Here is a 25188-nt window from a genome sequence, read left to right as displayed (position 1 = left end):
ACGAATGTTTGACTTTTGTACGGGCGGGTTTCAACAACCAATCCTACCTGAACATGTAACATTTGCAAACAAACCCGCCCGTACGAATATTTGACTTTTGTACTAGGTTATTTGTAGAATCTGTCGATACTCTGCCAAAACTTTTGCAGTAGAAAATCGCTCGGCTCGACGCTGTAATTCAGTAGATGCTGGCGGACAGTCTAGCGTCTGGGCGATCGCCTCAGCCATCCCCATGACATCCCCTACGGCGACTAAATTGCCATACTTGCCATGTTCTAAAATTTCTGCCGGACCACTTTTGCAATTAGTAGAAACCACCGGAGTTCCAACTGCGATCGCTTCTACTAGCACGTTACCAAAACCTTCCCAGATCGACGAGAGGACAAAAACATTTGCCCTTGCCATATAAGCGTATGGATTACTCACAAATCCTGGCATGGCAACGCTATCTGTTAAACCGAGTTCCCTTATCAAAGCCTCTAATTCAGGTCGTTTTGTCCCTTCGCCCAAAATCATCAGCCGCACGGGACGCTGCTGCCGTAACTGAGCAACAGCACGGATCAAAGTTGGAAAATCCTTCTGATTCTCTAGCCTTCCCGCTCCCATAATCACTGGAGGTTGGTCTGGCGCAAACCAAGGATGAGATATACTTTCTCTTGCCCGGTCGTGCAGTTCTGGAGTTACGACGGGATTATAAATTGCCTGAATTTTGTCTTTTGGTAAACCAATATCGACGAGATCCTCAGCCACCCCTTGAGACACAGCGACAATTTTATCCGCCCAAGGGTAGAACCAACGTACCAGATGAGGTGTCAGTTGTCTTTTGAGTAGGGTAGAAGTTTGGGCATCGCGTGAGAGATGATTGTGGACGATCGCGACCATTTGAGTCGATACTTTCATCAGTTGCTTTGCCCAAAGTGCGACTATATTGGCATCCTCTTGTCCGCATAACATTGCGACAGGTTGCTCTCGCCGCAGATAATTTATCAAATCGGGAAAGCTGAGCAGTAACTTCTGCCGACTTCCCAAAGTGACTAATTCTACCTTTGAAGATACTTGCGACAGATATGGTCCCTCTGCCTTAACTAAAACTAAACTAACTTTTACACCTTGAGCAGCAAAACCATCAGCGAGGTTGAGCATAACTCTTTCGGCTCCGCCACCATCGAGACTCGGGATAAAAACTGCTAGGCTAGAGGACATTCATTTTTGCTCCAAGTAGTTAATAGCTGAAAAATAGGCGGAAGTTTTAAGCTAAGCTAAACATCTATCGAGCTTTGTGACAGCGAAAAGTATGTTGCTGTATACAACACCCAGAAAATATCATTTGACTTCAAAATTGTGCTTTCAGAAAAATTAGTTAAAAATATGAACGTTAACAAGATTAAATGCCATAATCCATAAGATGTTTTAGACCAGCGCATCCACGTTATTGCTTGCGTAAAAGCTTTAAAAAAACCGATTAAGTAAACTGAAACTCCAATAAATCCTAGATCGAGCCATAGATCTAATAAGCCGTTATGAGAGAAAGCTACTTTCCATCCACTAGCTAGCCGAACATAAGCAGATGCTCCTTCATTACCCCGCCAAAAAGCGCTATATCCATAACCCAACCAAGGACGTTCGCCAATTTTGTCGATAACAGCAGACCAAACTTTGGTTCGACCAGTCAAGGTTAAATCTTTTCCCAAACTATTTAAGACAAGATCCAAATTGCTCGTAATTAGAACAGCTAAGCTACCGCAGAATAGTGCTACGGCAATATATAGTAGCAACATCCAAGAAAAGTTCCATCGCAAAGCCCGATATAAAGGAAATAGTGCTAGAACAATTGCTAAGATAATCCAAGAACTAGTAGAAAATGACAGTAACACTTGACTGACTGCAAGGCTCAAGGCGATCCAGGCTAAATATCGAGATTGAGAAGGACTAAAAGCAACAATTGCTAAGACAATTGTGCTTAGAGTCATAATCCGACCAAAAACATTTTTGTGGATATATATCCCTTGCCAAACCGATCCTAAAGCTACGCTATTTGGGTCTGGAACAATTGCGTAAGCTGGTAACGCTATGGTAAATAATATACTAGATAGTACTGCTATTCCAAAAGTCCAAGCTAATAGATGCAATTGCTCTTTGTGACTATATCGTGTAGCTAAATAGATGCCGAATGAAGTCGCACCTGAGACGGCTAAACTTCGTCGCAGCGTAATCGCAGGTGCATCTGACCATAAAATTGAGACGATCGCGATCGCAACTAGTAATAATAAAAGCTTGCCTTTTACCAGCGCTTGTATAATTTTTTTCCATCGAAGCAATATGAGCGCAAATGTAGTGATATAAATCGAGTAGAAAGGAATTTGTAGTGCTACAACTCCCTCAGATGTGAGTACGATCAGTGATTCTCCACTGACGATTTCATACAGGCGTGGAAACCAAGCTCCCGTCAGAGTCAGTAACGATATAACTGTAAATACCTTTTCCGCACGAAGTAAAAGTTTCATTATGAAAAATTTAACTTTTTAAGTTAAGTTTTTAAAATTCGATAGCGATCGCGTAGTTAGTAAAACTGTGACTAAAGACTCGCTCTATATGCGATTTAAACTGATTTTTTTTGAATTGCGAGATAGCGCAACCCACAGCGGAGCCGCTCGCTGTGTTAAGTTTCTGATGATATGTAAAATCGATAGGACAACGATCTGAGGATTGGTAATAATTTTAGCGATCGCGGCGAACAGTTTTTCGCTTTTAAACACTGCTTTTAATTGGTTGTAAGCTAAACTAATACTTAAATGAGTTCCAACGATTTTATATCTTCTTGTTAAAGAACGTATTAGAGCAAAGTTTTTTTGAACTGCATCGACTTGAAGGAAGCGATCGATATCTACATACATTTGCTGCTGGCATGTTAGATAATCAGTAATCAGAGAGCCAGGACGAGAGCAATAATAATAATAGGGCTGAGGAAGGATGATAAATTTTGCCCCACAAATGAGAGCTTTCAAATAAAATTGAAAGTCTTCTCCATAACGTAAATTGTCATCGAAACTCAAATTATGATGAACGAGAAAATCACGTTTAAATATGGGTTTCACTACACCTAAATCCATTTCAATAAAATCTACTGCATCGATTTGCGTAACTCCTTGAAACTTAGGTCGTCGCCAACCAAATCCTAGCGGAGCAGAAAATCTCGTTCCCCACGGCTGGTTGGCCCGATTGGCAATCAGATATAAGTCATCGGCTACTACATCTGCATCTTCTGCTAGAGCGACTTGCAGCAACTTTTCAATTCTTTCAGGGGCAAACCAATCATCAGAATCTAGCAAAGCTATCCATTCTCCCCTAGCTGCGGCAATACCGCGATTGCGGCTGTAGCTAGGTCCCCGGTTGCCATCATTTATCAGTAATTGGAGGCGATCGCACTTATACTGTTGTACCACTTGTACGGTAGCATCAACAGAAGCATCGTCTATCACAATAATTTCTACTTGAGATTCTGTCTGTTGCAATACAGATTTTATTGCCCTGGCAATATAGTCCTCACTATTATATGTGGGTACAATTATGGATACTTTGAAACGCATAAATTTGCCTTGTTTTAACTGACTTATGGCTGACTTATGACTGATTTTTGTCAAGTGATGCTAACGCTCCGATCGAGCTTGCCGCAGGCTGTCGATGTAGTATTTCAACTGCCGATAGGTAGCAGGCATACAAAACAGCGCGATCAAACCTAAAGCCGACCACCAACCCAATTGGTAAATAAATAAAGCTCCTACCAAAGCTAGCCACCAAATTATAGGTAAGCGATAGGTAGGACGTTTAATATGCTGCACGACAAAAACATGGAGAACGGCATAGCTAGCTAAAGCCGCTACCTCTCCCCAACCGTATCCAACGAAGCCATTAAAATGAGAGGTTACAACCAACGCCGTGCCAGCAAACAAGATAATGTGTGCTAAGTGAAAAGCTGTCACTTCCCAGTTGCGCTGCAAGACGTAAAGCACAGAACAATGGAGATTGAACACGGCGTTGCTGAGGTAACTGAGGGCAATAAAAGGATAGATTTGAATGACTGGCAACCAGTGCTGACCGAACAACAACGGTATCAGCCAAGGATTGAGCCAACTAACGAATACTAACAGAGGACCCAGCGCTAAGATCTGAAGGCTCATACCTTCGCTCACTGCTTTACCGAGTCGCACGGGATCGCCTTGGAGACGAGCCAAAGCTGCGATCGACAATCGCCAAGTTGCGGTTTTGACAAAACTCAGGACTTCCACAATCCGAATCGCTAAGGCGACAAATCCTACTGCTTCCGCACCTGCATACCTACCGACTACTAGAGGGTTGACCAGGTTACGTAGTTGCCAAACCCAGGAGGAAGCAGAGTAGCCAACGCTGTAGCTCAGCATTTGCTGAATCACATCTGGTTGCCAATGCCAACGAGGGCGATAATCTGCCCGCCAGTAAAGTAGTCCTAGAGTCATAACTTGTTGCATCCACCATCCAATCGCAGGCGACCAGACACCAGCTCCCTGAAAAGCCAGGGGAAGGGCAACTAAGTAGTAAACGAACTGACCGTTCAGTTCGATCAAAGCGACTTGTTTGTAATCCAAGTGTCGCTCTAGTCTTGCCAAAGGAACTTGGCTCAGCAACACGACTGGCAGACCCAGAAACATGACGCGAGCCACATCGCTAAATCCTTCTAGACGTACCCACTCTTGTAGTAAGGGTATCCCTATGAGAGATATGCCAGTACCTCCTATCGCCAGTAAGAGCAGCAAGGTAAAGGCTTGATGATAAAGTTTGATGTCTTCTTCATCTTTCTGTCGCACCAGATAAATCTCAATTCCTAACTGACTGAGACTTTGAACGTAGACAAAAATATTTAGCGTGGCAGAGTAAAGCCCGTATGTTTTCGGACCTAAAATGCGGGTAAGTAGTAAAACACCTCCCAAAGAGAGAATCATGCCTAATGCTTGGCGCAGAACTAAGAATGTTCCGCCTCGCATGACTTGAGTACGTAGGCTCATGCCGTTCTGCTCAGCAAACTATACAAGTTAACCTCTGTTAAACCATACATTTTGTCTTTCCTCGCTAACCGCTTGGTATGGACAAAATTTAATCTACGGGCGATCGCAAGCTCGATGTCGATCGAGATCGATGCTGATAAATTTGTAGTGTCATGCGTGCAAAGCTATCCCAGCTCCACTGCTCCACTACTCGGCGGTTGCGATCGCCTATTTGTTGCAACTGAGATTTGTGTTGAATTGCATCTTTCATAGCATACAACAAACTGTCCGTTTCTTCTGGATTGTAGAGAAACCCTCCTAAGTCACTGACCACTTCGCTGATACAGCCTTTACGGGGAGCGACACACGCACGACCGAAGGACATAGCTAAAATTACCGAACCCGAGGTTAAGATATCTCGGTATGGCAGTACCATCGCATCGCAAGCATTCATATAGATTTGTAATTGCTCGTCAGCTACAAAACCAGGAATAAATTTAATTTCGTGACAATCTTGCACTTGCTGCTGAATCTGTTGAGTTAATTTCTCAGATGCTTTACCAGCAATAACTAAATAAACTTTGTCTTGTTGTAGCTGCTTGAAAGCATCGATGAGTTCGGGAACGCCTTTGTAAGCCCGAATCAATCCCAGAAATAAAAAAATTAGTTCGGCATCTGTTATACCTAATTTTTTTCGCGCTGTCTCGCGGTCTATATTATTTTCATAGTAGTTGATGTAGTGGGGATGTGAAACAACAAAAACTTTACTTTTATTGAAGACATGAAATGATTTAATGACCGTCTGTTTTGCTTGTACGCAATGGGTAATAATAGCATCGGCAAATATAGCAAAAAAAATACTATAAATTCGCTCCGCACGCACTTGCATGTTTTCGTGGTTTTTTAAATCGTGAATCGTCCAAATAATTCTAATTCCAACAAATTTTAAAAATACGAGCTGAGCAAAAAATAATAGAAACTTGAGCGCAAAAGCCAGCAGATTTGATGATAGATAGAATGGATATAGTGAGTGGAAATGAATAACATCTGGTCGCCAGCGGATAACCTCTGGAGTCAGAAAGATTTTTCCATTATTACTAAAAGTTTTTACGCCTACGCCCAATGCTTGAAGATGCGTTACTAAAAGCTGCTGATAAGGATTTCTCGACCACCAAGGCAGAAAAATCACCTTTAAATTGTGCATATTATTCTCACTTTGTCAAACACCGAAATTTGTAAATAATTAAAATAATTCATGGTTCTCTTGAGATAATTGGTTATCGATCGCACTGCATCGAATAAAAATGGTTAACTCAGGCAGCGTTATGTTTTCTATTTTCTGTCTCCTGTTTTACATTAATTAATTGCTGCACTAAATTCAGAGTTTCGCAACTCATTTTAGTTGCAGAGAATTCGCAAACTCGCAGTTTGGCATTTTCTACCATACCTCGCATCAAAAGAGGGTTTAGCAAAGCCCACTTTAGCTTTGTTAAAAGATCGTGGCGATCGCCCTTACGAAATAATAAACCATCTAACCGATCCGTAATTATTTCTGGCATAGGATTAGCATTAGAAGCAACAATTGGCAGACCGCCAGCCATTGCTTCTAATAAAGCAAAGGGATATCCTTCATAATGACTGGGAAATAAAAAGAGATCGGCGGCTTTGAGTAACTGTGGTATGTCAGCTCGATAGCCGAGAAACAGTACAGATGCTTCGATTTTTGTTACTTTGACTTCTGCTTCTAACTGCGATCGCAGTTCTCCATCTCCTACCCAAATAAACTTGACTTCAGGAAATTCTTTCACGATCGCGGGAATAATGGGGATCGGGTCGCTATAACCTTTCTGTTGATTCAGCCGACCGACAGTTAAAACTAAACGGCTAGTTAACGGTAATTCTAATTCTTGGCGGAGGCGATCGCGCAGCGCTACAATCTCTTGCAGGCTTTGCTTCTTGTCTACCTCTAATTTCGTCCCATTATAGATACATTTCACTTCACTAACTGGCATCTGGAATATCTTACCAACTAACTTTTGACTATCTTGGGAAACAGCTACCCATTGTTGATTTCTAACTCTCGACCAATTGTAAAGTGTTAATTGCCACTGGCTTAAGGTAATGTGACAAGGAACTAGCTGAAACACCACCACTGTAGGAATATTTAAATAAGCGCAAGCAAAAATAGTACCTAAACTGCGGTCTACCCAAGGAAGAACGACGATAACTGCATCGGGTTGAAGTTGTAAAAACAAGGAGAGCGTTCGCAAGCAATCGGGCAAATATTGACGTAAAGTTCTGAGTTTTCGAGTATAAGTTTCAGCTATTTCTAAATAGTGATAGCTAATTTTTTGCTGCTGAAAATCTTGAGCGAGAGAAGTTGTTTGAGGAGTTTTAGGAAAAGCTGCATGAACCTGCCAACCTTGCTTTCGAGCATCACCGGCAATAGTTAGAGCGTATTCCTCCGCCCCACCCCTTTCTACAGAAGGAAAAATAATTAATAGTTTAGTCATTTGTCATTTATCATTCGTCATTGGTTAAGAGGCGAGAGGTAAGAGGTAGCTAGAACTTGCTCGAGCGCTGATAACTGATAACTGATAACTGATAACTGGTCACTGAAAACTGCTCCCTTTAACAAAGTCTTTCATACCTGATGCAACTGACCATTGCGGTTGAAAATTTAGGAGTAAATTAGCTTGGGAAATATCGGCTTGGGAGTGTTGAATATCACCGAGGCGGGAAGGGAAGTATTTTATGTCCGATCGCCAATTGGGAAAACACTGTTTTAAAATTTCTACAAGTTGATTGAGGGAAATAGAATTGTCTGTACCGATGTTACAAATGTAGGTAGAACCAGGTTCGAGAGGAGCGATCGCGGCTTGGGTAAAAGCAGCGGCAACATCTTTGACATAGATAAAATCTCTCGTTTGCGTACCATCACCATAAATGGCGATCGGCAGTCCTTGCTGCATAGCAGCCACAAAAATCGAGATCGCCCCAGAATAGGGAGAATTTGGAATTTGGCGGGAACCGAAGGCATTAAATAACCGCAGTCCGATAAAGGAAAAGCCAATCTGCGCTGCAAACAAACTGGCATACTGTTCGCTGGTCAATTTTTGCAAACCATAAGGAGAAATGGGAATAGGGGTAAGAGTTTCCACAATTGGTAAAGTCCTCTGTTTGCCATAAACAGCAGCGGAACTGGCAAAAACGAGTTTGGGAATTTTTAAAGCTTGACACAGATGAATCACAGCTAGGGTAGCTGAGAGGTTGTTACGGTGAGATACTAACGGTTGCAGCCAAGATTCTGTCACTGATGGAGTTGCAGCTAGATGAATGATGCCGTCAATTGGATGGGGAAAGTCTTCTGGTTGGCAAGCAAGAATATCTTTTTGAATAAATATCAATTGCGGATGTTGTGGCAGATTTTGCCGCTTACCTGAGATTAAATTATCGACAGCGATCGCTTCGTGACCTTGTGTCAATAATGTTTCTATTAGGTGAGAACCAATAAAACCCGCGCCGCCAGTAATAATAAAACGCATAATGAAAAATCAAAAGTTAAAAGTTAAAATTAAAAACAGAACCGAATTTTTTCCACATCTTTTGTCCGCGCCACACAATGCCAAACCGCCACTTCAACCAGAGTCGGTGTAGGTGGGGATGACGGTAAGGAAAAAGTTGCTGTTGGACGACTCGCCAAACTTCCGATTGCTGCAATCCTGACTTAGCAAGATAGTCTTCTAGCCACGTCAGAAAAATTTGTCGCGCTGCTAGAGTTTTGCCACTAACGTGAGAGTCAGTAGTACAGGCTTGGGAGTGCTGGCGATAGAGATACCAACATTGGCTCGATACGAAAGCTGGATATTTCAAGCAGAGTTTGGCATGAAAGGCTTGGTCTTCATACATACCGCGAAAAGATGTTTCATATCCATTGACAGTTTCAACAGCTTGGCGACGCACCAAAATATCGCAAAGTGAAGCCCATTCATCTTTTAAAAATAGAATCAGAATGGCAGGTGGAGAAATCACAGTATTCAAAGGTAATGCATACTTTTGGAGAAAATCTCGCAAGCGATCGCTCTCGTTTCCCGTCCAGCTGTACCACCATTTCGTTCTGCCGCAAACCAAGCCAACTTCAGGATGAGACTCTAAAATTGCAACTTGTTGGGCAATTTTATCGGGTAAATAAACGTCATCCGCATCTAAAAAGGCGATGTAATCCCCTCGTGCGTGCTGAATCCCCAGATTGCGCGAGGCACTCATACCGCGATTTTCATGCCCTGAATGTTCTAAATAGCGAATTTTTTCAGGATATCGATCGCTATAGTCGCGAGCAATTTTGCTACTGCCATCCGTAGAACCATCATCAACCAGTAACAGTTCCCAAACATCGTATGACTGAGCGATCGCGCTGGCGATCGCCTCTTCAATATAATCCTCAGCATTTAAAAATATAGTAATAATTGAAACAAGTAGCTGCATGAGTCGGGAGTCGGGAGTCGGGAGTCGGGAGTCGGGGAAGAAGGCTGAGGGAGCGATCGGGAGCGCCAGGTTGCTGAGGGAGAGTCGCGGAGAGTCGCAAAGAAAGAAATTTACAATCTCCACACCCTACACCCCACACCCTACACCCCACACCCCACTTACTACTGGTTCCACCAGCCACAAGTCACTCTTGACTGATAACTGTTCAAACATCGAACCAACGCGATAGCCTCCTAGCAAACTCTTCTCCATTCCAGTCTTGAATTTCGATGCGGGGCAGCTCAAACAGATTGCTATGGCGTTGGACGCTAGCGTGAATCGTGGCACAGGCACAGTTAAAGCCAGCATCGCGGACGATCGCCACCGAGTCTGAGGTGTAATTGCCGAAGGGATAGGAAAAACTTGTCACCTCGTGTCCGAGCAGTTCTTCCAGTTGAGCTTTGCTGTGGTAAATTTCTTCTTGCTGCGAAGATAAGGACAGAGAGCAGAGAAATGGATGCGCGATCGTGTGAGCGCCGACTTCAACGAGCGATCCCCGCTCTAGAGCTGCTACTTCTGCCAAGGCGAGAGAACGATGGGTCGAACGGCTACCTGCTGTCATTCCCGCCCACGCTAGCAGTCGATCTAAAATGCGATCGCGATCGCCTGCGGGTAAAACGCGCAGTAGTTTCCAGATCTCGTAATAGACCAACTGGCGCGGGGTGGGGGGCTCTTCCCGTTCTGCTTTCCAATGGCGATGCTGCTGGTATGTCGATCCGGCGTAATTGGCAAATTCTCCCAAATCCCACTGATATTGACAGCCATTGATATTTAGCTCTAGTTGCTGGGGTAAAGATCCAGGTTGCAAAAATAGCCGCTCTAACTCGTCCCACCAAAATTCTCGTTCGCGATCGACATAGCCGCTAGCAACAAAGATAGTCGCAGGTACGTCATAGCGTTCGAGCATTGGTTTGGCATTGTGGAGGTTATCGGCGTAGCCGTCGTCAAAGGTAACGACCACGTTACGGCGATGATGTTTGCCTTCTGCTACATCTTGGCTCAATCGCCGCAATTGTGTTGGCTGGGTATATTGGCGCAAAACTTGCAATTGCTCGGCAAAGTGCTGGGGTGTTACGCTCAATCCCCAAGGGTCACAACTCACGTCAGTGACCCGATGATAGAGCAGGATCAGCGACCCTGGTTGAAGTTGGTTGCGACAGTGACGAGCAAACCCTCGTATCCGATTGGCTCCAGGTACTTTCACTCCAGGTATTGTCATGATTTACCTCTGGTTTAGTTGCCCTTACGCTAATTAACAATTCATAGTCAGGATCGAAGTAGTCTAGTTCTTCCTGGCGCAGTTCCTCGACGGCTAATCCTTGTAAAAATGACATTGCAGCCAATACATTGCCATATGCTTCTACTTCGATCTGGTCTGCTGGAAAAGCTTCAGAAAATAACTTTCGAGTTGAAAGGGTTGTAAATCGCCAGTATTCTCCCCAAGTTTCCATATCGCTACGGCTAACTTGGCTAATGCCAGCGAATGTTGCTAAGATCGTCCCTCCTGGCTTCAATATCCTGTGTAGAGTCGCGATCGCCGCCCGCACGTCGTAAATAAACGGTAGGGTTTGCGTAACCATAATGCAATCGAAAGTATTTGAGGGTAAACTGTCTTCATCGCAACAGGTCAAGTCAGCGACTATTGTTGCTGCGAGGTTATCCTGAGTTACGTGCAGGACATCGCTTTTGCTGACGCGATCGCCGCCAAACTTGAGTGTGTACTTGTTCTCGCTGACTTCCAAGACGTGTCCGTGGATGGCATCGGCATGGCTGGCAAGAAATTTTTCAATGTAATAGCGATCGATCGGCAAACCGCGATTGAAACCGAAGTTGTGGCTGACGGGTTTGAGACGGCGGAGATTACCAAAGCGCACTCCACCTAATTGTGACGTACCTCTAAATCTTTTTTGAAATTTCAGCCAGTACAGCAAGTCTCTAGATAATACTCGCCGCCCAGCTGACTTTAATGCCTTTTTCACCTGCTGTCGCCACAGTCTCAACATTTGCCCTACTGAATACAACCACGGATACCGATAAGGCATTAATTCTGTTTGAAGAACGCTCCACACCTGCGTTCCCTCAGCACCGCGATCGCGTAAGTAAGTCTCTACCCAACGCAAGAAAGTGCCACGAGTGGGACTGGCGTGAAAAGAGTTATACTCTCCCTCCTGAATTGCTACGCGACAACTACTTTGAGGGTGCTGTCGGTAGCGATCCCAGCATTTCCCTGAGACAAACACGGGCGCTTGAAGAAAGACTTTGGTGTAAAAGACCATATCTTCGTACATGGTGCGAAATTCTGGCTCAAATTCACCAATATTTTGAAATACCTCGCGGCGGATCAGGACGCTACAAGTAGATGCGACGGTAGATTCATTTTGTAAAAAGAGTTTTAGCAGTGTGGGTGGCTGGACTAGAGTGTCGGGTTCAACGCCCAATTCGGTGAAATAGTTGTATTGACGATCGCTCTGGTTTCCCGTCCAACTGAACCAAAAGTGAGTGCGTCCGTAAAGCATGGCGGCTTTGGGCTGCGATTCTAGAATGGCAACTTGCTGTTCCAACTTTTGTGGCAGCCAAATGTCGTCAGCGTCAAGAAAAGCAATGTACTCGCCTTGAGCGTGACGAATGCCTAAGTTTCGCGCCGCACTCATACCGCAATTTTGGTGATTTTCGTGTTCGAGATAACGAACTTTGTGAGGGTATTGTTCGGCATAGCGACGGGCGATCGCCGTACTACCATCCGTGGAGCCATCATCAACTAATAGCAGTTCCCAGTTGTTGTAAGTCTGGGCAAAAACACTAGCGATTGCTTCCTCAATAAACCGTTCTTCATTTAGGAAGATAACGATCCCAGAAACCAGAGGTTTGTCCATGAGCGTTTTACTTTCGTTGACAGCCTTAATTGCGATCGTTACAGTTGATTTTTGACATTAGTTATTGACATCGACTTTTGACATTGGCTTTTGACATTGGCTTTTGACAAATGTAGTGCAACCACTCGCTGTCTCTGTCTAAAGAATCAACATCAACAAATTGGGCTTGGCGATTGAGGATAGCAATGTTTTGAAAACCAACATTTACAAGCTGCTTTACCTGCTCTTGCTTTCTAATGTAGTATGTCAAATGTCCGAAACCTGCTAAAGGATCGCTGAGAATTTCATATGTATCGGCATGTATCTGATACTTTCTTACTTTCAAATAACTCATGACGTTGAGAACATTTTTCACGAGCGATCGCGGACGTTTTATGTCGTACTTATTAAAGGCAGTGACAATTTTGCGATCGTCTAAATTGTGACTGGAAAATGCAAATATTCCGCCACTTTTTAAAACCCTGTAGATTTCTTCCAACGTTTTTATTCTCTTTTCATGCGACATGCAATCGATGCCATTAAAGGAAAAAATAATAAAATCAAAACTCTCCGCATCAAACATATGCATATCGCTAGCATCACCGTGTAGGAAATTTAGAGAACTATGCCATTTCTGACACGCTTTAACCATTTCCAGCGAATAATCGATCCCTGTATAATTTGGGGTCAGTTCGCTTAGAGCGATCGCCGTTCTCCCACCACCACAGCCAACATCAAGAATTGCCTTATCTTTGATATGCTGCTCGTACTTTTCAAAAATAGTTTTTTCTTCTATCCATAAATATTTTTGCGTGCATATATACTCTTTAACAGTACTCGGCTTTTCATATAAGGTTTGATTGAGCAAATCGATTGACATAATTTATATCCTTTGTTAAATGTTATATTTGGTTAACTTTTTAAGTAAGTCAAAAATCTTTTAACTCAGATTATTCTTCAGTCACGCTCGATGAGAGAAAAATTTTAAAACAGCAGGTAAATTCTCCCAATTTTGACCGTATTCGCGAATGCAAGCAGAAAGCCAGCGTTCTAAACCAAAAGCCACACAACCTGTATATGCTGGCTCTCCGTTACAGTCTTGAATGTTAAAGCGATCGCCAAAAAATTTGCGGTGAAAGTTGAGCGAAGTAATTGCCAAGTTATCGCGATAAAGAAATTCGTATTTCAGCGGTTCTAATTTTTGTAAAATTAGAGCGGGGTCGCGTTTATCAAAGAAAGGATCGGTGGCTTCGCGAAGTTGAAAAGGTAATTTAGCTCGATCGAGTATTTCTGTAATCAACTGACGGTAGGTATTGAGAAAATTTCGGACTGTCTCTTGGCGACCGATACAGACAATTTCTCTCATATTGAAAGTCCACTGTCGTTCGCCTGCTTTATAGATTGACTCTTGGCGGAAACAAGGGGAACAAACGGTAATGAAAAGGTCATTTTGCAGTTTTTTGTTGCTCAGGTGATTGTAAACTGCGTAGCAAGCTGCTGACGGTAATACGTAGCGTGCTGGCGTGAGGTAATTTTGGTCTACTTCGGTCAGCCTTTCGTTTCTGGTGGAATCGACAAACCGCTTCATTCCCTCATTGTTACTGTCGATTTGCGTTGTTAGGGTAGCTAAGTGTGGAAAAGAGCTAAAGTAGTCAGCTAAATCAAGGGAATAAACCGATAATACTGGCGGAAAGGAATACTCAATTGCTCCTACTACTTCTGCCCAGCTACAAAACAAGGCATCAAGTCGCCGTCGCAGTTCTACCTGAGAACCCTGTAGGGTTAGTAGCCCTGCGTCAGAATTAAAGCAACTGTAGATATTTTCTGACTCTAGTGAAGCAAAAGTTTCCGATGACATTATTAGCTTAAACCTCCGAGCGTCAAATATTACTTTTGGGCGAGTTTAGTTTTCACAAACTCGGTCAATCTCGCAATCGATCGAAAATTTTCGGGTTGAAGGTCTTCGTCTTCTACAGTTATGTCAAATTCAGTTTCTACAAAAGTCATTAATTTGACAATACCTAAAGAGTCAACAATGTCGCTGCCTAAGAAAGTTTCGTTGTCGCTAAGCGATCGCTCGTTTGCCTGTGGGAACTCAGTCAGGATAAATTGGCGAATCTGCTGTCCTATATTTTGAGTTTCTTTGACAATCATTTTTACTTACTTATTCCACTAGTAAAATTTACTAATATCTCAAGAATCATTTCTTCTGCTGTGCCAATATTTAGTTTCATGCCATAAAGCACGCAATTCTTGTAAGTTGTTTGGAATCAAGCTGAAATTTAATAAAATAAGTTCTGAGTATAAATTATCAATTCGAGCTGGCTTTAAGCTAGACGACTTGTAAAGTTTAGGAAAACTAAACGGTAAATCATAACTGAATGGTAACTTGAACGGCGCGATGAGCCGCGAATCTACCACAACTAAAGGAGTACGACTATGCCGCATTATTTCGGAACGGATTGCACCGCTGTATTGCGAAAATATTTGAATATTGCTGATGTATTGAATGTAGCAGTGTGAAAGAAATGCTTGTTTTACTATAGTATATATGACGTAGCAGTAATTTTTTCCATTGTCAATTAGTAAATGATTGCAGTTAGAATAATTTATATGATCTTGAAATAATCTGAAATTTTGTTTTGAGAGTCGCTCTGCTATGTGAGATTTTTCTTGAGTCAGTTTAACTTTCTCGATCGCACTCCTATTTCTCCCGCCAATTGGTAGTAATACACGTAGCTTTGAATCTAGTTTTTTAAATCCCAAACTTTGCAGAATTTCAATAACTCTAGGGGCTGGACTGAGATCTGTCAGCGTACAATCTTTCAACCTCAGAATGGGCAAAATCAGTGAGATACTTCGATCTCTATATTGCGGTTTGACTATCCAACTATGAATGTTACAAAAATTCTCGACGCGATCGCCGATCTCTCTACGACTAAAAATTAATCCTAAAAAACCGACAATTTCCTTGCCATCAAACAATCCATAACCGCAATAATCTTCCTTCTGCCAACTACAATCAAAAACATTTCTCCAGTTAATGCGATCGTTTAAATCTAAAAGTAAAGGAGAAACATCGTCATACATCGAACGAGCTACTTTTTGGATTGAAACCATATTGTTTCTCAACTAAAATTAGCATACGTGAGTAGACCATTGATATTGCAGCAGGCAAGTCGCCCAACTGCGAGGAGGTGACTTTCCCGACCCATAAATGTCGTAAGGTTCTACATCAAAAGACGCAGCATATTCGATACAATCAAGCAGAATTTCGCCTCTGAGGATCTCTAGTTCAATGCGACATCGCCCCGGTGTCAGATACATTGGTTCTGTGATACAAGTTACCGTACCTTCAGCAGGAAGCAGTTCGGGAACTCCTCCTACGACATCACTATCTAGCGCAAAAATGGCATATTCGTTGTTGTAGTCATAAATAGTGACTAAAAATCGCGGTGAGTAAATTGGTTTTTCACTACGGTAGCCGATGGTGAGTTTTAAGCGGCTAATCGAACAAATGACTTTATTTCCATCGCCATCTTCAATCTTCACAAAAGTTAGCTTAGCGCTGCCATCTCCAGAGCGATCTTTTCGCTGTTCCAATATGGTTGAATTGAGTTGTGTTAGCGATCGCAAGGATAATAAATATTTCTCGATGACATCACTTGATTTTCCCTGAGCCACTATACTTCCGGCTTTGAGTAAGCAAGCTTTAGCACACAAAGCTTGAACCATTTGCATATTATGACTGACAAATAAAACCGTTCGACCTTCTTGAGTCGCAACATTTTCCATTTTGCCCAAACACTTCTTTTGAAATGCTATATCTCCTACTGCTAAGACTTCATCGATAATTAAAATCTCTGGTTCTAGGTGAGCGGCAACGGCAAACGCTAGTCTGACATACATACCGGAGGAATAGCGCTTTACGGGCGTATCTAAAAATTTTTCGACTTCTGCAAAAGCGACAATTTCATCAAATTTATTTTTGATTTCAACTTTACTCATTCCCAGAATTGCGCCGTTGAGATAAATATTTTCTCTTCCTGTCAGTTCTGGGTGAAAGCCCGTTCCTACTTCTAAAAGACTGGCAACTCGACCCTTAATTCGTATTTTACCCTTGGTTGGTTCGGTAATGCGACTTAAAACTTTTAATAATGTCGATTTTCCGGCTCCGTTTCCACCAATAATTCCAATGCACTCACCCTGTTTAACTTCAAATGAAACATCCTTGAGCGCCCAAAATTCTTCGCAAGTTGGTTTAGTTTTAAATTTATGCGTGCGTTTGGAAGTTAATATTTTCTGAGTCAAAGACTTAGTTTTTTGAGTAATTTTTTCTCGCAAATTAGTATATCCACCTGCTTGCTGCGCTAGCAGATATTTTTTTCCCAACTGCTCGACACGAATAACGGTTTGTGACACGATCTATTCCTACAACTTAAATCACGTCTGCAAAAGTGCGCTCCGTGCGTCGAAAATACCAAATACTGCTGGCAAGTAAAAGTAAAACTAACCCTACACTCAGAATTAGTCCTGGTAGGTAAAGTTGAGCTTCTCCCCCTAAAATTGCCCAACGAAACCCATCAATAACCCCTACCATCGGATTTAGAGAATATAGCAATCGCCACTGTTCGGGAACGATGTTGCTACTAAAACCTACAGGCGAGATGTATTGACCGACTTGAACGAGAAACGGTACGACATGGCGAAAATCTCGATATTCTACTGTCAGGGCTGCTAACCACAGACCAGCACCTATTGCCGCAGCAAAGGCGATCGCTGTAAATAAAGGTAGCGTTAAAATTCGCCAATTTGGGATGAAATTATACCATGCCATTAAAGCTAGTAAAATCATACCAGAAATTAAAAAATCTATAAAGCAGACCACAACTGCACTTACGGGAACGATCAAGCGAGGAAAGTAAATCTTAGAAATAATTTGAGAGTTCGTAATTAAGCTATTGCTACACTCAGTCAAGGCGTTCGCAAAAAATTGCCAGGGTAGCATTGCTGCAAACACCATAATTGGATAAGGCACGTTTTCTTCTGAGGGCAATTTAGCCAAAACGCTAAAAACTACTGTCAGCACGATCGTGGTGAGAAACGGTCGGATCAGCGCCCAGAGAATACCGATCGCAGTTTGTTTGTAACGAACCAAAATATCTCGCCAAGCGAGAAAATATAATAATTCGCGATAGTCCCAAACATCCCGCCAATACTGACTTTCAGTTTTACCTGCTTCTAATACGATCTCGCGCGTTCTCATGTTGATAAAGGATAGAAATCGGACATCGAAGGTTACAGAGCGCTAACTACGAGATAACTGTACGGGCGGATTTTGAAGGAAGATTAGAGCTTGAGCCGTGAATCTGCTGGCTAAACCCGCCCCTACTACGACAACTGACAACTGACAACTATCCATTACCAATTCACTTACTAGAGACTACCGTAGCATCGCGATCGCCGAGACTTCGATCGCGATGGAAGGAACTGTAAGGTCGATTTTCGGACGGAACGCTATTGGCAACAACTCCCAGCACTGTCTGACAGGAACATTTGAGAGCCTCTCTTGCCGCAACTGCATTAGTATAATCGACCACCCCTAGTCTAGCGACCAACAAAATTCCATCGGTAATTTTCCCTAGAGTCAGAGCATCTGCCGCTACTACCAAAGGCGGAGCGTCGATGATGACAAAATCGTAACGATCGCTTAAAGAACTGACCAATGCAGCCATTCGCTGAGAGTCGATTAAAGCCATTGGGTTAGGTGGTAAGACTCCAGCCGTAAGAACGTGTAAGTTTGGCATAACTTGTTCTACTGCTGCCTGAAAGTCTGTTCCGCCAACGAGGACGTGGCTCAAACCCTCTACATTCGTTTGCTGCCAAATATGGTGTTGGATCGGAGAGCGGAGGTCGGCATCAATTAATAACACTCTGCGTCCTAGCTGGGCGATCGCGACGGCTAAATTAGCACAAACGGTCGATTTGCCTTCTTTCGGCACTGAACTCGTCACGACGACGGCTTTGAGCGGACGATCTAAATTCAAAAACCGCAAGTTAGCTTGTAACATACGATAAGCTTCCGCTGTCAACGAGCGAGGGCTATTTCTCACCGCTAGTTCGGGAACTGGACAATCTTGCTGTCGTCCAGGTTTCAATTTGATGAATTTGCCCAGTTGAGGAATGCTACCAATCAAGGTGTAACCAAACACCTGCTTAATTTCTCTGAGTGTTTTGATTGATGCGTCGCTCAGTTCGAGTATAGCGATCGTGGCGATCGCGAGTAATAGTGCGGCAATTCCTCCCAGACCGAGAGTCATCACTCTTTTACCCAATAATGGAGTTTCTGGCACTAATGCTGTTTCAATAATGCTAGCGTTACCAATATTTCTGTTTTGCTCTACCCGTAGTTCTTGCAGTTTTTTCAGCATTAATTCGTAGGTAGCTTGGGCGGCTCTGACTTGTCGCTCTAACTCCCGTTGTTGCTGCTCTAATTGCGGTAAAATCTTCGCTCTTTGTCTGTAGTTCGTTCTAGCTTGAGCTAAAAAGTTTAATCTATTAGACAAACTGAGGCGTTCGACTTCCGCTCTTACCAAGTCTTCAGCCAGTTTTTGTTGTAACTCGCCTGCTTCTAAATTGCGATTCGATACCTGTTTCGAGTTGCCCAACATTTGTCCTATGCGTCCTTCTAACAACTGTTTGAGGGCATCCCGTTTTTGTTGTAATTTTTGGACTTCGGGGTAGGTATCTTCAAAACGAGTTTGAAGGACAACCAAGTCGCCTTCTACCCGTTGTAATTCTGCCAGTGTCTTCTGTATGCCAGGGGACTCTTTGAGAGAATTAATCGGTACGGCATCTTGGGAAGTGAGGGCAATCTCTTTTTGCAGTTTTGTCGCTCGACCTTGAGTTTGTACGAGTGCTGCTTCTGCAAGCGTGATTTGGTCTTGCAGTTCCTTCAGCACTTCTACAGCTGAGATGGCTTCGTGTTCTAGGCTGACGATTTGATGTCGTTCCTTGAAACGGCGTAAACTAGCTTCAGCTGCTCGCACCGTACTTTCTGTCTGCGGCAGTTGCTTGACGATAAAATCTTCTGCGGCTGAGGCTTCGGCGCGGTTACTTTGAATGTTGTAATCTACATAAGCGCTCATCAATTTATTGACGACTGCCGCTGCTTCCCGAGGATCTTTACTTTCATATGCGACTTGCAGCACGTCAGTAGCGGGAATATTTTTCAGTGTCAACTGACTAATCAGTGCTGTTGGTTTGAGCGGCTTACCTTCTTCGTCTTTAAGGGTGAGCGCGGCGATCGTTTTCTGTGCCAGCGGGATCGAACTGACGATTTCCGACTCGGTACTCACCGGATTGCTCTCAGCGCTAAGCGGTTCCAAGCGCGGCTCGTACTTTTCAGGATTGAGACTAGAAGTCTCGCTGGGCTTTTTGAGCAAGAGCTTGCCTTCTGCTTGGTATAGCGGCGCTTGCAAAAGGGCTGCGAGCGTTGAGAGTCCTAAGACAAAGCCAAATACCCCTGCTGCTGAGAACCATCGCCGTTTGATGGCTAACTGCAAGTTTTGCAAGTTGATGTCTACGGCTTCTCTAGATTCCACTCTAGATTCCATAAGCTAATGGTAAGTTGCTGCTGATTGAGAGCGAACGTTTCGCGACCGGAGATATTTCTGGCGCAAATGCTACTGGGAATAGGGCGGGTGGCTAGTTGAACTGTGCCGCGATCGCCACGCTAACAAAGAACTTAATTGTCCTTAACTGTCAATGAGAACGAGACTTTCTTGGCAGTATACCATTATCAGCATAAATGCGATCTGCTTTCAGGGTAACAATTGCGACTAGGATTACAACTAGGGTAATTCAACCTTTTGCGCTTTTAATCCCGAATCCGCGATCGCCTGTTGGCACTGTTGTCGATTCTGATAGCCAGCAAATAATTTACGCTTGAGCCTACCAATCGTAGCAATCACCTCTCCACTGGGCGCGCAGGGTAATATTATTGCATCTTCCCGTTCCGAAAACATCAATAGTAGCTGCCTAATCCGCTCTCCATCGAGTCTTTCGCGGGGATGGAGGATCAACGCCGAGCGGGCTTTATACATCAACCAGTCATGCTGCCACGTACCACTTGCCGCAATATCCAAAGCAAAAGCTGCTTCCGGTAAGCGATCGAAAAATGCTGGTGAGTTAGTATCGCCGCAAAATAATAGGTGATTGATGCCCAACGTGTACCAATGCGACTGCTGGAAACGTGGGGTGACAATTGTTGGATTAGCTTTATAAGCAGCTTTATAGGGAGGTTGTTGTATTTCTGAGACGACTGATTTAACTTCTTTATCTATATTTAGGGACGGATCTTCTTCTGCTTGAGCTGCTGCCGATTTGAGGGAATGTTCGATGGGAGAATTGGGAATTTGCTTCAGCTTTTCTTCAGTAACGGCTTTCAAAACTTCTTTATGACTGACTTTACTACCCGCATTAGCTTGTTGGATGAATTTGTCGCGGATTGCATCGGGAGTCGAAGGCGAAGCTAAGCGATAGAGCGCAGATGGTTCGATGATCATCTGTGCAAATTTTGCATAAGGAAATGCTTCGTATACATAAATAAAGTTGTATGCCGTGCGCCGACTCCACCCGAATTCAGCTCTCAGCCAAGCATCAAAGTAGCCATGTCCTTTCAGTTCTGCTCTCACCTCAACTAATTTCTTGCCAATTTCCCATATATCTTGAGCTGTACGCTGCAAGCGCTCCTTCAGCTCTTTAGTTCTTTGCTGAACGAGCGAACGGTTTTTCTCACTTAAAACTTTGTAATCGAAACCTGGCTCTAGCTCCATTTGTTTAGATTGTTTAGATTTGCTTGGCTTGCATTTGTCGATCCGAGTTCATGACCTTCGATTAATTTATTGACGCTTAGTTGCGATCTTTTTTACAAGTTTTGTTGTAGAAAATGATACAAACCTAAGTCAAGTCGAAAGCAAGTTTTAAACACATAAGTTAAAAATTCAAGCGAAAAAATAGACATTAAATTTATTTTAGAATTTTCAGCCGACGATGGATAGAGATCGCTAGCACAAACCGATACTAAGAATTTAACGACGACCATTTTATGCCTTAACTATGGGGGTTTAGGTTTATCAAATCGAAAACGTTACGATAAGTTAAGAATCTTTCTTAATTCATTGCTTGCGAAATTTTACGGAAAATTGACTCCAGGTTGGGGTAAGTTGTCACAAATTATCCGTGAAATTACGGTTGACAATATCCAAACGACGTTGCAGTCAAAGATCTATCCTGCACCAATTTCATCGCTCTTCCCCGTTACCCGTTGCCCGTTCCCTCGAATAGATAGTTAGACATAACATTTAGGGATAGATTACATTCAGGGCTAAATACTAGTTGCAGGTTAAGTGCGATTGCGCCTCGCGCTCAACAACAACTACATAGCACAAGTCACACCAACAGCTACAAAAACGTATTTATGAAGCGATCGCAAGATGGAAAGAAAAATGGGTTGCGTAATTCCACTTAGTTGGAGTATATTGACTCTGGCTACATTAAAATCGCCTTTCGTACCGTAGCTGCGGCAGACTCCAATTGTCTGTTGGTCTATTAACGATTACGGACTCAGGTACGGCAATCTAGACCGAGAGACGAAGAAAAAAAGCAGTTCTAACAATTCCTAGAGCAGCTGAAATCTTGAGGAGTTTCCATCTACGGTAGCTGGCAGGTTCCTGTGTGGTAGAACACCAAATTTCAATCCAGAGTATTGCAAAATTGTCAGCGAGAGATTGCAGATTTTCAGTCTGAGGATTCTCGCGACAGAGGTGCAGGCATTCGAGCGAATGTCAGACAAATTTTTGACGCGCGATCGCCTGAGCATTAGCATGTGTGGCGGCTCTAGCCTGGTCAAGTATAGATCGTGATGTTCGCATGTATTGTCAAAAGTACCGGCAGTCATTGCAGCTCTGGAATGCATACTAAAAAATGCATAGAAAAAATTACAAAAAGCTTGAGAATAAGCCATGAGTGTTGCGATCGTTACTGGCTCTGCTGGTCTCATTGGTTCGGAAGCAGTACGTTTTTTTAGCGCTCTCGGTATGCATGTCGTCGGTATCGATAACGATATGCGTAGCTTTTTTTTTGGAGAGGAAGCTTCCACAAAATGGAATCTTAGGCGTTTGCAATCTCAGATTAAAGAGTACACTCACTACGATGTAGATATCCGAGATAGCGATCGCCTCGATGCCATTTTTCAGTACTACAAACAGGACATTGCCCTTGTCATTCATACCGCAGCCCAGCCATCTCACGATTGGGCTGCACGCGATCCGTTCTCTGATTTCTCGGTCAATGCCAACGGTACGTTGAACTTGTTACAAGCAACGCGCCAACATTGCCCGAACACCCCATTTATCTTCACTTCCACTAACAAGGTCTACGGAGACTTACCCAACTTTTTACCCCTAGTCGAGTTAGACCGCCGTTGGGAAATCGATCCCGCTCATAAGTATGCTTTGGGGATCGCTGAAGATATGAGTATCGATCGCAGCAAGCACTCTCTATTTGGAGCTTCTAAAGTTGCAGCCGATGTACTGGTACAAGAGTACGGTCATTACTTTGGCATTCCTACTGTTTGCTTTCGGGGTGGTTGTTTGACCGGACCCAGCCATTCGGGAACAAAATTACACGGCTTTCTCGCTTACTTAATGAAATGTACCGTGACTGGCGATCCCTACACGATTTATGGTTATCAGGGTAAACAAGTCCGCGATAACATTCACTCGTCAGACCTAATTTCAGCATTTTACGAGTTCTATCTCAACCCTGGGATCGCTGAAGTTTACAACATTGGCGGTGGTAGAGAGAGTAATTGCTCGATGCTAGAGGCGATCGCTTATTGCGAACAAATTGCTAGCAAAAAGTTGAACTACTCTTACACCGATGAAAATCGCAGTGGCGACCACATCTGGTACATCAGCGATTTATCAAAGTTTAAAGCTAAGTATCCAAATTGGTCGATTAAATACGACGTACCGCACATTTTGCGGGAGATTTATACCCAAAACTGTGAAAGGTGGTTAAAGTACAGTGATTAATCGAGGCAAACACTCCATCTTAGGGATTAACATCCACGCTATAGATTACGAATTTGCTGTCAACAAAATTGTTGTTGCGGCTGAAAAGAGAGTTCCCTATGCGGTCAGTGCGTTAGCCGTTCATGGCGTGATGACGGGATTTTTAGATCCTATTCACGCCCGCCGATTAAACGGTATGGATCTCGTAGTTCCTGACGGACAACCCGTGCGCTGGGCTTTGTGGTGGCTGCACAAGCAAGGATTACCCGATCGCGTTTGCGGTCCCAAGCTGACGCTCAGAATCGCTCAAGCTTTTGCTGAAAAAGGATTGAGCGTCTATCTCTATGGCAGTCAAATAGAAGTATTACAGCAATTCGCTTGTCAGTTGCAGCAACGTTTTCCTCAGCTTCAAATTGCGGGCATGGAGCCTTCTAAATTTCGCCGTCTCTCCTCAGAGGAACGAAAAGAGTTAGTGGCTCGAATTAAAGCCTCTGGAGCCAGTGCCGTACTTCTCGGTCTTGGTTGTCCTCGACAAGAAGTTTGGGCTTATGAATATCGCCAAATGCTAGGTATCCCCATCTTAGCTGTGGGTGCTGCCTTTGATTTTCACGCTGGTAGGCTAGCGCCAGCACCGCAAACAATGCAAGATTTGGGATTGGAGTGGTTATTTCGTCTGCTACAAGAACCCAGACGCTTGTGGCGGCGCTATATCCTGCTCAATCCGCTTTATTTATGGTATGTTGGCTTTCAGTTACTCGGTTGGAAAAAATTTGTGCCACCTGCTCCTGACGGTAGCGAACCGATTGAATCTTACGGGTAATCTATAAACGACGTGCAAATTTTGCACGAGGTTTAATCGTCATTGTTTGACAGTAAGCGCTGCGCTAAACTCCGTGAAGACGGTTGACCGACAACTAATAACTGACTACTTTATACAGACGTTACATGTAACGTCTGTACACTGATAACTGACAACTGACAACTGCTTACTGTCTTGCAGCAAGAGCGATCGCGGCGGGTAAAATTCGATATTCTTGTTGGTGAATTCGTTGGTGTAGAGTTTGGGGGGTGTCGTCGGGTAAAACGGGTACGGCAGCTTGGAGCAGAATGCGCCCGCTATCGACTTCGGGAACAACTATGTGTACCGTACAACCTGCGATTTTTACACCAGCAGCAAGGGCTTGTTCTACTGCCTGAATGCCGCGAAAGCTAGGTAATAAACTGGGATGGATGTTAATAATTCGTTCGGCAAAAGCGTCGATCAGTACTGGCGTGACGATTCGCATCCAGCCCGCCATTATAACCCATGATACGTCATATTGATGTAAAGTTTGAACAATTTGACGATCTAGATCTTCACGGCTGGGAAAATGACGATGATTGAGCAAAACGGCTGGTACGTCGCGATTTGCAGCTCGAACTGCGACTTTCGCTTCTGGGTTGTTGTAAATTAAGACTTGAATTTTAGCATTAAGTCTACCTTGGGCGATCGCCTCTGCTACAGCTTCAAAGTTACTGCCATTTCCAGAAGCAAGTATACCTAGTTTAATTGGTTCTCCTGGTATCCACATATCAGTGGGATCGACCGGAGAAATTAGGCTGGCAGTAGAGGCGGTGGTTGCTGGGATCGTCATACAGCATTTTATCGAGCAAGGTGCTAACTCAGTCATTATCCATCATTCGAGCCGCGATCGCCTCACCCCGGCGTGAAAAATT

Annotated in this window: 22 protein-coding genes; 3 read left to right on the top strand and 19 right to left on the bottom strand. The window is 43.6% G+C overall.

The features are described from left to right. Positions 1-102 precede the first annotated feature (102 nt). The 18 genes from QH73_RS09515 to QH73_RS09430 all read right to left on the bottom strand — a co-directional run bounded on the left by QH73_RS09515 (position 103) and on the right by QH73_RS09430 (position 21231). Positions 103-1203, bottom strand: coding sequence for a glycosyltransferase (locus QH73_RS09515; RefSeq protein WP_039716620.1), 1101 nt, complete (start codon positions 1201-1203; stop codon positions 103-105). Positions 1204-1259: 56 nt separating this feature from the next. Beyond that, positions 1260-2504: an O-antigen ligase family protein gene (locus tag QH73_RS09510; protein WP_052290164.1), complete on the bottom strand. Its 1245-nt coding sequence runs from the start codon at positions 2502-2504 to the stop codon at positions 1260-1262. Positions 2505-2588: 84 nt separating this feature from the next. Then, positions 2589-3587 carry a glycosyltransferase family 2 protein gene (locus tag QH73_RS09505; RefSeq protein WP_132866860.1) on the bottom strand — a complete coding sequence of 333 codons (999 nt, stop codon included), beginning with the start codon at positions 3585-3587 and terminating at the stop codon, positions 2589-2591. Between the two features lie 60 nt (positions 3588-3647). Next, the gene (locus tag QH73_RS09500; protein ID WP_039716622.1) at positions 3648-5039 is read right to left on the bottom strand and encodes an oligosaccharide flippase family protein; all 1392 of its coding nucleotides are present in this window, start codon (positions 5037-5039) and stop codon (positions 3648-3650) included. Between the two features lie 88 nt (positions 5040-5127). Next, positions 5128-6222 carry a glycosyltransferase family 4 protein gene (locus QH73_RS09495; protein ID WP_052290166.1) on the bottom strand — a complete coding sequence of 365 codons (1095 nt, stop codon included), beginning with the start codon at positions 6220-6222 and terminating at the stop codon, positions 5128-5130. 109 nt (positions 6223-6331) lie between these two features. Beyond that, the gene (locus QH73_RS09490; RefSeq protein ID WP_039716623.1) at positions 6332-7531 is read right to left on the bottom strand and encodes a glycosyltransferase family 4 protein; all 1200 of its coding nucleotides are present in this window, start codon (positions 7529-7531) and stop codon (positions 6332-6334) included. 99 nt (positions 7532-7630) lie between these two features. Then, positions 7631-8563, bottom strand: coding sequence for an NAD-dependent epimerase/dehydratase family protein (locus QH73_RS09485; RefSeq protein ID WP_039716624.1), 933 nt, complete (start codon positions 8561-8563; stop codon positions 7631-7633). Between the two features lie 16 nt (positions 8564-8579). Next, the gene (locus QH73_RS09480) at positions 8580-9626 is read right to left on the bottom strand and encodes a glycosyltransferase family 2 protein (protein ID WP_201278061.1); all 1047 of its coding nucleotides are present in this window, start codon (positions 9624-9626) and stop codon (positions 8580-8582) included. Positions 9627-9708: 82 nt separating this feature from the next. Next, entirely contained in the window at positions 9709-10623 is a 915-nt protein-coding gene (locus tag QH73_RS09475) for a polysaccharide deacetylase family protein (protein ID WP_236146959.1), read from the bottom strand. A 22-nt stretch (positions 10624-10645) separates the two neighbouring features. Beyond that, on the bottom strand, positions 10646-12415 hold the full coding sequence (locus QH73_RS09470) for a glycosyltransferase (protein WP_039716627.1): 1770 nt from the start codon (positions 12413-12415) through the stop codon (positions 10646-10648). Between the two features lie 61 nt (positions 12416-12476). Further along, a complete protein-coding gene (locus tag QH73_RS09465) occupies positions 12477-13274 on the bottom strand; it encodes a class I SAM-dependent methyltransferase (protein WP_052290167.1) in 798 nt (265 codons plus the stop codon). An 81-nt stretch (positions 13275-13355) separates the two neighbouring features. Next, the gene (locus tag QH73_RS09460) at positions 13356-14252 is read right to left on the bottom strand and encodes a class-II aminoacyl-tRNA synthetase family protein (RefSeq protein WP_052290168.1); all 897 of its coding nucleotides are present in this window, start codon (positions 14250-14252) and stop codon (positions 13356-13358) included. Positions 14253-14281: 29 nt separating this feature from the next. Next, positions 14282-14548, bottom strand: coding sequence for an acyl carrier protein (locus QH73_RS09455; RefSeq protein ID WP_052290169.1), 267 nt, complete (start codon positions 14546-14548; stop codon positions 14282-14284). 39 nt (positions 14549-14587) lie between these two features. Next, complete coding sequence (locus QH73_RS09450) at positions 14588-15514, bottom strand: hypothetical protein (protein WP_132866858.1); 927 nt, start codon at positions 15512-15514, stop codon at positions 14588-14590. A gap of 18 nt (positions 15515-15532) precedes the next feature. Then, a complete protein-coding gene (locus QH73_RS09445) occupies positions 15533-16816 on the bottom strand; it encodes an ABC transporter ATP-binding protein (protein ID WP_039716628.1) in 1284 nt (427 codons plus the stop codon). Positions 16817-16832: 16 nt separating this feature from the next. After that, complete coding sequence (locus QH73_RS09440) at positions 16833-17660, bottom strand: ABC transporter permease (protein WP_039716629.1); 828 nt, start codon at positions 17658-17660, stop codon at positions 16833-16835. A gap of 163 nt (positions 17661-17823) precedes the next feature. Beyond that, entirely contained in the window at positions 17824-20010 is a 2187-nt protein-coding gene (locus QH73_RS09435; RefSeq protein ID WP_052290171.1) for a GumC family protein, read from the bottom strand. Positions 20011-20247: 237 nt separating this feature from the next. Further along, the gene (locus QH73_RS09430; RefSeq protein WP_039716630.1) at positions 20248-21231 is read right to left on the bottom strand and encodes a DUF3102 domain-containing protein; all 984 of its coding nucleotides are present in this window, start codon (positions 21229-21231) and stop codon (positions 20248-20250) included. A 1188-nt stretch (positions 21232-22419) separates the two neighbouring features. On the opposite strand from QH73_RS09430, the gene QH73_RS09425 reads away from it, so the two are divergent. Both QH73_RS09425 and QH73_RS09420 read left to right on the top strand, forming a co-directional pair. Then, positions 22420-23493, top strand: a complete 1074-nt coding sequence (locus QH73_RS09425) for an NAD-dependent epimerase/dehydratase family protein (protein ID WP_039716631.1) — start codon at positions 22420-22422, stop codon at positions 23491-23493. Further along, positions 23486-24292 carry a WecB/TagA/CpsF family glycosyltransferase gene (locus tag QH73_RS09420; RefSeq protein WP_039716632.1) on the top strand — a complete coding sequence of 269 codons (807 nt, stop codon included), beginning with the start codon at positions 23486-23488 and terminating at the stop codon, positions 24290-24292. The genes QH73_RS09425 and QH73_RS09420 overlap by 8 nt, the downstream gene beginning before the upstream one ends. Before the next feature lie 166 nt (positions 24293-24458). Here QH73_RS09420 and purN read toward each other — a convergent pair whose 3' ends face one another. Then, complete coding sequence (gene purN, locus QH73_RS09415) at positions 24459-25043, bottom strand: phosphoribosylglycinamide formyltransferase (RefSeq protein WP_374189018.1); 585 nt, start codon at positions 25041-25043, stop codon at positions 24459-24461. Between the two features lie 4 nt (positions 25044-25047). Here purN and QH73_RS28730 point away from each other — a divergent pair, with 4 nt between their 5' ends. Beyond that, on the top strand, positions 25048-25182 hold the full coding sequence (locus QH73_RS28730; protein ID WP_286194095.1) for a hypothetical protein: 135 nt from the start codon (positions 25048-25050) through the stop codon (positions 25180-25182). Positions 25183-25188 lie beyond the last annotated feature (6 nt).

The organism is Scytonema millei VB511283, assembly GCF_000817735.3.
Taxonomy (GTDB): Bacteria; Cyanobacteriota; Cyanobacteriia; order Cyanobacteriales; family Chroococcidiopsidaceae; genus Chroococcidiopsis; species Chroococcidiopsis millei_B.
This window is presented reverse-complemented; position numbering and strand designations above follow the sequence as displayed.

Coding starts and splice junctions, on each gene's coding strand:
- QH73_RS09515 (WP_039716620.1), bottom strand. CDS start 1,203: ATGTCCTCTAGCCTAGCAGTTTTTATCCCGAGTCTCGATGGTGGCGGA.
- QH73_RS09510 (WP_052290164.1), bottom strand. CDS start 2,504: ATGAAACTTTTACTTCGTGCGGAAAAGGTATTTACAGTTATATCGTTA.
- QH73_RS09505 (WP_132866860.1), bottom strand. CDS start 3,587: ATGCGTTTCAAAGTATCCATAATTGTACCCACATATAATAGTGAGGAC.
- QH73_RS09500 (WP_039716622.1), bottom strand. CDS start 5,039: ATGAGCCTACGTACTCAAGTCATGCGAGGCGGAACATTCTTAGTTCTG.
- QH73_RS09495 (WP_052290166.1), bottom strand. CDS start 6,222: ATGCACAATTTAAAGGTGATTTTTCTGCCTTGGTGGTCGAGAAATCCT.
- QH73_RS09490 (WP_039716623.1), bottom strand. CDS start 7,531: ATGACTAAACTATTAATTATTTTTCCTTCTGTAGAAAGGGGTGGGGCG.
- QH73_RS09485 (WP_039716624.1), bottom strand. CDS start 8,563: ATGCGTTTTATTATTACTGGCGGCGCGGGTTTTATTGGTTCTCACCTA.
- QH73_RS09470 (WP_039716627.1), bottom strand. CDS start 12,415: ATGGACAAACCTCTGGTTTCTGGGATCGTTATCTTCCTAAATGAAGAA.
- QH73_RS09465 (WP_052290167.1), bottom strand. CDS start 13,274: ATGTCAATCGATTTGCTCAATCAAACCTTATATGAAAAGCCGAGTACT.
- QH73_RS09460 (WP_052290168.1), bottom strand. CDS start 14,252: ATGTCATCGGAAACTTTTGCTTCACTAGAGTCAGAAAATATCTACAGT.
- QH73_RS09455 (WP_052290169.1), bottom strand. CDS start 14,548: ATGATTGTCAAAGAAACTCAAAATATAGGACAGCAGATTCGCCAATTT.
- QH73_RS09450 (WP_132866858.1), bottom strand. CDS start 15,514: ATGGTTTCAATCCAAAAAGTAGCTCGTTCGATGTATGACGATGTTTCT.
- QH73_RS09440 (WP_039716629.1), bottom strand. CDS start 17,660: ATGAGAACGCGCGAGATCGTATTAGAAGCAGGTAAAACTGAAAGTCAG.
- QH73_RS09435 (WP_052290171.1), bottom strand. CDS start 20,010: ATGGAATCTAGAGTGGAATCTAGAGAAGCCGTAGACATCAACTTGCAA.
- QH73_RS09430 (WP_039716630.1), bottom strand. CDS start 21,231: ATGGAGCTAGAGCCAGGTTTCGATTACAAAGTTTTAAGTGAGAAAAAC.
- QH73_RS09425 (WP_039716631.1), top strand. CDS start 22,420: ATGAGTGTTGCGATCGTTACTGGCTCTGCTGGTCTCATTGGTTCGGAA.
- purN (WP_374189018.1), bottom strand. CDS start 25,043: ATGTGGATACCAGGAGAACCAATTAAACTAGGTATACTTGCTTCTGGA.